At 61.5% G+C, this 9,538-nt stretch carries 8 protein-coding genes; all 8 read left to right on the top strand.

Annotation, left to right across the window (positions count from 1 at the left end):
• On the top strand, positions 1-1,612 hold a 1,612-nt coding region (locus B3C64_RS03455), incomplete at its 5' end, for a hypothetical protein (protein WP_291533754.1).
• 121 nt (positions 1,613-1,733) lie between these two features.
• Positions 1,734-2,717 carry an ABC transporter substrate-binding protein gene (locus B3C64_RS03460; protein WP_291533756.1) on the top strand — a complete coding sequence of 328 codons (984 nt, stop codon included), beginning with the start codon at positions 1,734-1,736 and terminating at the stop codon, positions 2,715-2,717.
• Positions 2,718-2,851: 134 nt separating this feature from the next.
• The gene (locus B3C64_RS03465) at positions 2,852-4,390 is read left to right on the top strand and encodes a sugar ABC transporter ATP-binding protein (protein WP_291533758.1); all 1,539 of its coding nucleotides are present in this window, start codon (positions 2,852-2,854) and stop codon (positions 4,388-4,390) included.
• Positions 4,387-5,463 (top strand): ABC transporter permease, encoded by a 1,077-nt coding sequence (locus tag B3C64_RS03470; protein WP_349679953.1) that lies wholly within the window; start codon positions 4,387-4,389, stop codon positions 5,461-5,463. The genes B3C64_RS03465 and B3C64_RS03470 overlap by 4 nt, the downstream gene beginning before the upstream one ends.
• Complete coding sequence (locus tag B3C64_RS03475) at positions 5,460-6,488, top strand: ABC transporter permease (RefSeq protein WP_291533762.1); 1,029 nt, start codon at positions 5,460-5,462, stop codon at positions 6,486-6,488. The genes B3C64_RS03470 and B3C64_RS03475 overlap by 4 nt, the downstream gene beginning before the upstream one ends.
• A gap of 237 nt (positions 6,489-6,725) precedes the next feature.
• Entirely contained in the window at positions 6,726-8,243 is a 1,518-nt protein-coding gene (locus B3C64_RS03480; RefSeq protein ID WP_291533764.1) for an MDR family MFS transporter, read from the top strand.
• A gap of 85 nt (positions 8,244-8,328) precedes the next feature.
• Entirely contained in the window at positions 8,329-8,949 is a 621-nt protein-coding gene (locus tag B3C64_RS03485; RefSeq protein WP_291533766.1) for an ATP-dependent Clp protease proteolytic subunit, read from the top strand.
• 2 nt (positions 8,950-8,951) lie between these two features.
• Positions 8,952-9,538, top strand: a 587-nt coding sequence (locus B3C64_RS03490) for an ATP-dependent Clp protease proteolytic subunit (protein WP_291533768.1), incomplete at its 3' end; no start/stop codon positions are given.

Consider the following 9,538-nt stretch of genomic DNA (forward strand, 5'->3'; position numbering starts at 1 on the left):
GATTATGCAGCCCGCTGAGCAAAGTACGCGGAGAATATTCACGAATCCGGCCGGTCCCACAAAGGACGCGCGGCCGGAAACCATTGTCAAGGGATTCTTCGACGCCATGCCGGCCGGCGTGCAGAGCGACGGTTTCGAAACCGCCCGCCGGTTCCTTACCGGTTCGGCCTCGAAATGGTGGAACGCGGATGCGAAGACGCTGGTGTATTCGAACGTGCCGCAGATCGTTCGCAAGGCCAGTTCGGTCGGCTCGACGACGAACGACAAGATCACGGTATCGGTTCGTCTGCAGGTCCAGGGCGAGCTGGATTCCCATGGCGTGTACACCGCGCTTTCGGAAGGGCCTGAGACCTATGATTTCATCCTTTCCAAAGAACAGGGGCAGTGGCGCATCGGCACGCTGCCATCCGGCGTGATGGTCAGCGCCGATGATTTCGAGCAGGTGTACCGTCAGGTCTCGTTGTACCGACTGGGAACGTCGCGCAAGGAACTGATTCCCGACGTGCGCTGGCTGTGCTGGCGCGATTGGCGTTCGCGCGCGGTGAAGGAGCTCCTTGCCGGCGGCGCGGAATGGCTGCGCGACGCCGTGTACGACACGAACACGGAACAGGTGGCCTTGCGTCCGAATGGCGTGACGGTCCATGATTCGACGATCGAGATACGGCTTTCCTCCGCAATGCATCGGATGACCGACGCGGAGCGCGCGGTATTGGTCCGGCAATTGCGGCTGTCGCTGGGCGACGGCAACACGGAGACGGATATCGAGGTGCGGTCCGATGGACAGGAGTATTCGCAGGCCGATGACGGATTGTCGTTGAGCGCGTCGACGACGACGGAGCCCATGTACACGCTGAGCGCCGGCAACATCGTGTCATTGGAATCATCCAACGCGGTGCGCGTGGCCCAGACGAAAATCGACGATGCCGAAGGATTCGTCTTCTCATCCAAAGGCGGCGCCGTGCTCGGCCATGATGGGCGCGTGAAGCGCATCGGAACGGACGGAACCCTGCAGGGCACCATGTTCTCCGGGCATGCGATGCGCGCCATATGCAAGGGAAGGGGAGGAGAGATCTGGGCCGTTGACGGTTCGACGGGGAAGGTCCTCGTCGATGACGGCGGCAAGGAACGTGCCTTCACGATCCCCGGGCTCGATGACGGGCAGCATGTGCGCGCGATCGGCGTGTCTCCGGAAGGCGACCGTCTCGCGTTCTCGGTGGATTCCGACGGCCACGCGCAATCCGGAATGGGCATCATCGGAATCAGGCGTGGCTCGAATGGCGAGGCGGAATCGTTGGCATCGTCGTTCCTGCGGATGTCGAGCCAATCCGGAGTGACCATGATGACCTTCTACAATGACGTGACCTTCGTCTACGCCACGCAATACGGACAGAACGGCCGTGCGCAGATCGCACGCCGCCAGCTCGTGCCCGGACCCGAGGCGAGCCAGGGGCTTCCCGACGGTGGCGCCGTCGCGATGGCCACGGGCGAGGTCAACATGTATCGGCGCCTCACCGTGCTCGACCATCTGGGCGTGGCCAGAACCGTCGATGGTTCGCTGGAAGGCTCATGGTCGATCGCCGATTCGCAGGTCACGGCATTGTCCGCGCAGTAGGCATCGAGTTGTTACCGAAAAGTTATCGCATGAGGTTGAGCGTCGGCGGATTCGCGACGATACTGGAACCACTGATGGCGATGAAGCCCATCGAAACAGCAACGACTCGAGGAGGAGTTTCATGAAGAATTGGAAGAAGGCCATCGCGGTATGCGCTTCCGCCGCGGCTCTGGTCAGCATGGCGGCATGCGGCGGCTCGAACAGCAGCTCGGGATCCGACAGCGGCAAGAAGACCATCGGCTTCGTGGCGGTCGGTCCGGAAGGCGGCTTCCGTACCGCCAACGAGAACGATTTGAAGAAGGCGTTCAAGGCGGCCGGATTCAACCTGGTGTATTCCCCGACGCAGAACAATGACCAGCAAAAGCAGATCCAGGCGTTCAACAAGTTCGTCAACGATGAAGTCGACGCGATCGTGCTGTCCGCCACCAACGATTCCGGTTGGGACGACTGCCTGGAGAACGCGGCCGAGGCCGAGATCCCGGTCTTCACCGTCGACCGCAACATCAGCATCAAGAGCGCGGCGGCCAAGAAGGCCGTCGTGTCCCACATCGGACCGTCCAACGTCTGGGCCGGCGAGCAGGCGGCTGAATTCGTCAACAAGAACTTCCCGGACGGCGCCAACGGCTTCATCCTGGAAGGCCCGGCAGGCCTGTCCGTCGTGACCGATCGTGGACAGGGCTGGAAGAACAAGGCCGCAAGCAACATCAAGGTGCTCGAGTCCCAGTCCGCGAACTGGTCCACCGATGAGGCCAAGACCGTGACCGCCGGTCTGCTCGACAAGTACAAGTCCGACAACCCGCAGTTCATCTTCGCCCAGAACGACGAGATGGGCCTCGGCGCGGCACAGGCCGTGGACGCCGCCGGACTCAAGGGCAAGGTCAAGATCATCACCATCGACGGCACCAAGGCCGCGCTGCAGTCCCTCGTCGACGGCGACCTCTCCTACGTCATCGAATACAACCCGATCTTCGGCGAGGAGACCGCCAACGCGGTCAAGGACTACCTGAACGGCAAGTCCGTCAAGAAGGACATCGAGATCGAATCCAAGACCTTCGACGCCAAGAGCGCCAAGGAGGCGTTGGACGCCGGAACCCGCGCGTACTGATCGCGATGGGTGACGGTACCGAATCCCACTTCCTCTCATAACCCCATGAACGGTGCGTCGCGCATGATGACGCACCGTTCGCTACATCTTGGGCAAATATCACAAAACGATAACATTTTTCGTAAGGCGAAGACATGGTAGACAAGAAACCAATCGTCGTGATGAAGGGCATCACGATCGAATTCCCGGGCGTCAAAGCCCTGGACGGCGTCGATCTGCGTCTGTTCCCCGGTGAGGTCCACGCCCTTATGGGCGAGAACGGCGCCGGCAAATCGACGATGATCAAAGCCCTCACCGGCGTGTACAAGATCAATGCGGGCTCCATCGAGGTGGATGGCAAGCCGCAGACCTTCACCGGCACCGGTGACGCGCAGAACGCGGGCGTCGCCACGGTGTACCAGGAAGTCAACCTGTGCACCAACCTGAGCATCGGCGAAAACGTCATGCTGGGTCATGAGGTGCGTGGACCGCTGGGCATCAACTGGAAGAAGACCTATGAGAAATCCAGGAAGTTCCTCGCGCAGATGGGCCTGGAGCATCTCGACCCAAGGGCCCCGCTGAGTTCGATCTCCATCGCCATGCAGCAGTTGGTGGCCATCGCCCGCGCCATGGTGATCGACGCCAAGGTGCTGATCCTCGACGAGCCGACCTCATCGCTGGACGCCAACGAAGTGCAGGACCTGTTCAAGATCATGCGCAAGATCCGCGATTCGGGCGTGGCCATCCTGTTCGTCTCCCACTTCCTCGACCAGATCTACGAGATCACCGACCGTCTGACCATCCTGCGTAACGGCAAGTTCATCAAGGAGGTCATGACCAAGGACACTCCTCGCGACGAGCTCATCGGCATGATGATCGGCAAGAGCGCCGCGGAACTGAGCCAGATCGGCGCCAAGAAGGAGCACAAGGACGTTTCCGGAGAACAGCCCATCGTCTCCGTCAGGCAGCTGGGGCTCAAAGGCACCATCAATCCCACCGACCTGGACGTCTACCCCGGGCAGGTCGTCGGCTTCGCCGGACTGCTGGGCTCCGGACGAACCGAACTCGGCCGTCTGCTGTACGGTGCGGACAAGCCGGATTCCGGCACATACAAGCTCAAGGGCAAGAAGACCAGCATCTCCGATCCATACACGGCGTTGTGCAACAAGATCGCGTACTCCACCGAAAACCGCCGAGATGAAGGCATCATCGGCGATCTGACGGTGCGTGAGAACATCCTGATCGCATTGCAGGCGACGCGCGGCATGTTCAAGCCGATTCCCAAGAAGGAAGCCGACGAGATCGTCGACAAGTACATGAAGGAGCTCAACGTCCGGCCGAACGATCCGAACAAGCTCATCAAGAACCTGTCCGGTGGCAACCAGCAGAAGGTGCTGATCGCACGCTGGCTGGCGACGCATCCAGATCTGCTCATCCTGGACGAACCGACGCGAGGCATCGATATCGGCGCCAAGGCCGAAATCCAGCAGGTCGTGCTCGATCTGGCCGAACAGGGCATGGGCGTCGTCTTCATCTCGTCCGAAATGGAAGAGGTGGTCAGGCTCTCCGATGACATCGAAGTGCTGAAGGACCGCCATAAGATCGCCGAACTCGTCAATGACGACACCGTCTCCCAGGAGACCATCGTCCAAACCATCGCAAACACGAACGTCAATGCGGGAAAGGAGGCATGATGACCGACAAGAAGGCAAAGCAGGAAAACGGCTCCGTCGTCAAGAAACTGCTCTCATCGAATCTCACGTGGTCCGTGGTCGCGCTGATCGTGCTCATCATCATCTGCACCATCTCCGACCATCAGTTCCTCTCCCTGAGCTGGAACAAGAACACCGGCGGACTCGCGGGCCCGCTGATCACCATGCTGCAGGAATCGGCGCGATACCTCATGATCGCCACGGGCATGACGTTGGTGATCTCCACCGCCGGCATTGACCTGTCCGTCGGCTCCGTGATGGCCGTCGCGGGTGCCGCGGCCATGCAGATGCTGACGTCGGGCGTCAACGTCTGGGCCGCCATCTTCCTGTCGCTGCTCATCGGCCTCGGCGTCGGCTGCATCAACGGCGCGCTGGTCTCCATCCTCGGATTGCAGCCGTTCATCACCACATTGATCATGATGCTCGCGGGCCGTGGCCTCGCCAAGGTGATCACCTCCGGCCAGAACACCGACGCCAGCGCCGTCGCGGGCGGCGCGCCGCTCAAGTGGATGGCGAACGGCTTCATCCTCGGCATCCCGGCCAACTTCGTCATCGCGCTGATCATCGTGGCCCTTGTGGGCGTGCTGTGCCGCAAGACCGCCATGGGCATGATGATCGAATCCGTGGGCATCAACCCCGAGGCATCCCGCATGACCGGCATCAAGCCGAAGAAGATCCTCTTCCTCGTCTATGCGGTATCCGGCCTCCTGGCCGCCGTCGCCGGCCTGTTCGCCACCGCGTCCGTGATGCGAGTCGATGTGGTCAAGACCGGTCAGGATCTGGAAATGTACGCCATCCTCGCGGTCGTCATCGGCGGAACCTCGCTGCTCGGCGGCAAGTTCTCCCTGGCGGGCAGCGCCCTGGGCGCCGTGATCATCGCCATGATCCGCAAGACCATCATCACCCTCGGCATCGATTCCGCGGCCACCCCGGCGTTCTTCGCCGTCGTGGTGATCGTCATCTGCGTGATGCAGGCTCCGAAGATTCACAACCTCAGTGCGGAAATGAAACGCAAACGCGCACTCAAGGCACAGACTAAGGCGGTGGCAGCATGACTTCTGCAGCAGCTACTCAGGTCAAGAAGAAGACCATGAAAACAAGTGGGCGCCGTATTAACGCCCAGATGATTCCGACCATCGCGGCAGTGGTGATCTTCATCCTGATGATCATCATGGGCCAGGCGCTGTTCGGCACCTACCTGCGACTCGGATTCGTCTCATCGCTGTTCATCGACCACGCGTATCTGATCATACTGGCCGTCGCCATGACGCTGCCGGTACTGACGGGCGGCATCGATCTGTCGGTCGGCGCCATCGTTGCCATCACCGCGGTGATCGGCGTCAAAATGACGAACGCCGGCATCGCGGCCCCCATCGCGATGATCGCCATGATCCTCATCGGCGTGGTGTTCGGCCTGCTGACGGGCGTGCTCATCGAGGAATTCAACATGCAGCCGTTCATCGCCTCCCTGGCATCGATGTTCCTGGCGCGAGGCATCGCGTCCATCATCTCCACGGAGGCGCAGACCTTCCCCGAGAACAACAACTTCGACTTCATCTCGGAGAAGATCACCATCATCGACAACCCGAAGATCTCCCATGACCTGTACATCAACGTGGGCGTGATCATCGCGGCTCTCGTGGTCGTCTTCGGCTACATCCTGCTGCATCACACCCGCACGGGACGCACCATCTACGCGATCGGCGGCTCCCGTTCCTCCGCGGAGCTCATGGGCCTTCCGGTCAAGCGCACCCAGTACGTCATCTACCTGACCTCCGCCACGCTGGCCGCCATCGCGTCCATCGTGTACACGGCGAACATCCGCTCGGCCATCAACACCGTCGGCGTCGGCTGGGAGCTCGACGCGGTCGCATCGGTCGTCATCGGCGGCACGATCGTCACCGGCGGCTTCGGCTACGTGCTCGGCTCCGTCATCGGCGCGCTGGTCCGTTCCACCATCGATCCGTTGACCTCCGACTTCGGCGTCCCCGCCGAATGGACCACCATCGTGGTCGGTCTGATGATCCTGATCTTCGTGGTGCTGCAGCGTGCGGTCACCGCGGTCAACAAGAAAGAATAGGAGGGTGCGCATAGGCAAAGTCCTCATGATTGGTTTCTGATTCCCTTCCGATATGGGCCGGTTCGCCTCGCATGGCGCGCCGGCCCACGTCGTTGCGCAGACGGTGGAAATTCCGAAGCGGGCCAGGGCATCCGCTAGACTGCACACAGGAGATTGGCATTTGTTTGTGAATGAGTATCGGTACGCCAATCGCGGCGTCGCACATGGCCGCAGGAAAAGTGCGCAAGACAAGGAATCATGAAAGAACGCAAAACAACGCTCGACAACACGAATCAAGAAAACGAAGCACATGATATCGCCGTCTCGTCCGCGGAACGGGACGAACGCATTCCAGGGAAACTCATCGGGGCGATCGTGGCGGTGGGCTCCCTCGCATTCATCGGCATCCTCACCGAAACGGTGATGACGGTCCTCTTCCCCGAACTGATGAAGGAATTCGGCGTCGGCACCTCCACCGTGCAGTGGATCACCACCATCTATCTGCTGGTCGTCGCCTCCACCATGCCGCTCTCTTCGTATCTCAACCGTAAATTCGAGCATCGCACGCTGTTCCTCGCCGCGGTGGCGCTCGCCGTGCTGGGCTCGCTGATCATGATCTTCGGCCATGCCTTCCCGGTGATTCTCGTTGCCCGCGTGGTGCAGGGCATCGGTTCCGGCGTCGCCACGCCGCTGATGATCAACATCATCCTCGAACAGTCTCCGCGGAGCAAGGTCGGACGGCTGATGGGCGTGGGGTCCCTGGTCATCACGGTCGCCCCCGCGATCGGCCCGACCGTCGGCGGCGCCGTCTCCAGCATCCTCCCATGGCGTGCGATCTTCGTCATCGTCATTCCGATCATCCTGCTGGTCTCCCTGCCGGTCGGCCTCAAATGCGTCGAGCAGCACCGTCCAACGGAGGAGGCGCATCTCAACCCATTGCAGTTCGTCGCCATCGTATTGGCGCTATGCGGTCTGGTGATGTTCCTGAACCAGGCGGGTGTGGCGGTCGGTTCCGCGGTCTCCGGCGGCGATGCCGCCCTGTCCGCAGTGTTCGCCGTCATCAGCCTGGCCGTGGGTCTGGCGTCGCTGCTGTTCTTCGCCTGGTCGTCGAGGCGTTCGTTCTCCCCGCTGATTCGTCTGGGATGGCTGCACGATCCGATGGTGCTGCTGCATTTGATCGCATACGCTTTGCTCCCCATCGTCGGCATCGGCTTCGGATATGTGATCACCAATGTGGCGCAGCTCGCGTTGGGCACGAATGCGTTCCTTGCCGGCGCATTGGTGTTGCCCGGCGCGCTGATCGGCGCTTTCTTCGCCCCCATCGGCGGGACCCTGTACGACCGGTTCGGCCCGGTGCGCCCGATTCTCGGCGCGTTCTTCGCGGCCATCTGCGGTCCGATTCTGCTGGCCGTGTTCGCCATGCATCTGACCCCGGCGCTGCTCGCCGGATTCTATTTCATCTTCGGTTTCGGATACGCGCTGGGCTTCTCCAACATCATGACCAACGCGTTGCGCAACATCGCGCCTGAGTTCACTCCCGACGGCAACGCCGTGTTCAACACCTGCCTGCAGTTCGGCGGGGCGGCAGGTACCGCGCTGTTCTCGACGATTCTGTCTGTGGCGCAGGCGGGAGCCGGAAAAGAAGGAAGCGAGGCGTTCCGCCATGCCACGGCGATGGGCGGTGAATGGACATTCGCCACGATGACCGTCATCGTGGCCGTCGCCATCTGCTGCCTTATCGCGGCATTCCGCATCGGCGCGCGGCGCCACGCGTGAACTCCCCTGTAAGCGCAATCCAGTCACCCGTCGCTTCGAAGCGGTAGGCTGGGAAACTATAGAAAATACTGGAAAAGGAGACAAGGTGAGCAATCTTAGTGCACCCCTGCCCGTCATGGCCGGCGAGGACGTGCCGGCGGGTCCTGCCGATCCGATTTTCAGCCGTCTGCTGAAGGACCGCATCATCTGGATGGGCGAAGAGGTCAAGGACGAGATGGCCAATCGCATTTGCGCGCAGATGTTGATGCTGGCCGCCGAAGATCCCAAGAAGGACATCTGGCTGTACATCAATTCGCCGGGTGGCTCGATTACCGCCGGCATGGCCATCTACGACACCATGCAGCTGATCGAGCCTGATGTGGCGACCGTCGGCCTGGGCATGTGTGCCTCCATGGGCCAGTTCCTGTTGAGCTCCGGCACGAAGGGCAAGAGGTTCCTGACCTCCCATGCCCGTGTGCTCATGCACCAGCCGTCGGGCGGCATCGGCGGCACCGCCACCGACGTGCGCATCAACGCCGAGCTGATCATGGACATGAAGAAGACCATGAGCGAATTGACCGCGGAACAGACCGGCCACACCGTCGAGGAGATTTACCGCGACAACGAGTACGACCACTGGTTCACCGCTCAGGAGGCCTTGGAATACGGTTTCGTAGACAAGCTGGTCTCCACGCACGATACGATGAACGCCACCAAGGGGGAGTGATCATGGCAAGCGAAGAAGCACAATTCGTAGCCCGCGCGGAGCGTCTCGCCGGACCGTCCGGCGTGGTCGGCTTCCAGACGGCCGAGGCGCGCAAGGCCGCCTTCGCGCCGCAGAACCGCTATGTTCTGCCGCAGTTCGAGGAGAAGACGCCATACGGTTACAAGAGGCAGGACCCGTACACCCGTCTGTTCGAGGACCGCATCATCTTCATGGGCGTGCAGGTGGATGACACCTCCGCCGACGACATCATGGCCCAGCTGCTCGTGCTGGAAAGCCAGGATCCGAACCGCGACGTGATGATGTACATCAATTCGCCGGGTGGCTCCATGACCGCCATGACCGCCATCTACGACACCATGCAGTACATCAAACCGGACGTGCAGACCGTATGCCTCGGACAGGCCGCTTCCGCGGCGGCGATTCTGCTGGCCGCGGGCGCCAAGGGCAAGCGTCTCATGCTGCCGAACGCCCGTGTGCTCATCCACCAGCCGGCCATCGACCAGGGCTTCGGCAAGGCCACGGAGATCGAGATCCAGGCCAAGGAGATGCTGCGCATGCGCGAATGGCTGGAGAACACCTTGGCCAAGCA

This window comes from Bifidobacterium sp. UBA6881, assembly GCA_002451435.1.
In the GTDB taxonomy this organism is placed as follows: Bacteria; Actinomycetota; Actinomycetes; order Actinomycetales; family Bifidobacteriaceae; genus Bifidobacterium.

Bases quoted from the DNA above. Each gene is read 5' to 3' on its own strand.
- B3C64_RS03460 (WP_291533756.1), top strand. From the start codon at position 1,734: ATGAAGAATTGGAAGAAGGCCATCGCGGTATGCGCTTCCGCCGCGGCT.
- B3C64_RS03465 (WP_291533758.1), top strand. From the start codon at position 2,852: ATGGTAGACAAGAAACCAATCGTCGTGATGAAGGGCATCACGATCGAA.
- B3C64_RS03470 (WP_349679953.1), top strand. From the start codon at position 4,387: ATGATGACCGACAAGAAGGCAAAGCAGGAAAACGGCTCCGTCGTCAAG.
- B3C64_RS03480 (WP_291533764.1), top strand. From the start codon at position 6,726: ATGAAAGAACGCAAAACAACGCTCGACAACACGAATCAAGAAAACGAA.
- B3C64_RS03475 (WP_291533762.1), top strand. From the start codon at position 5,460: ATGACTTCTGCAGCAGCTACTCAGGTCAAGAAGAAGACCATGAAAACA.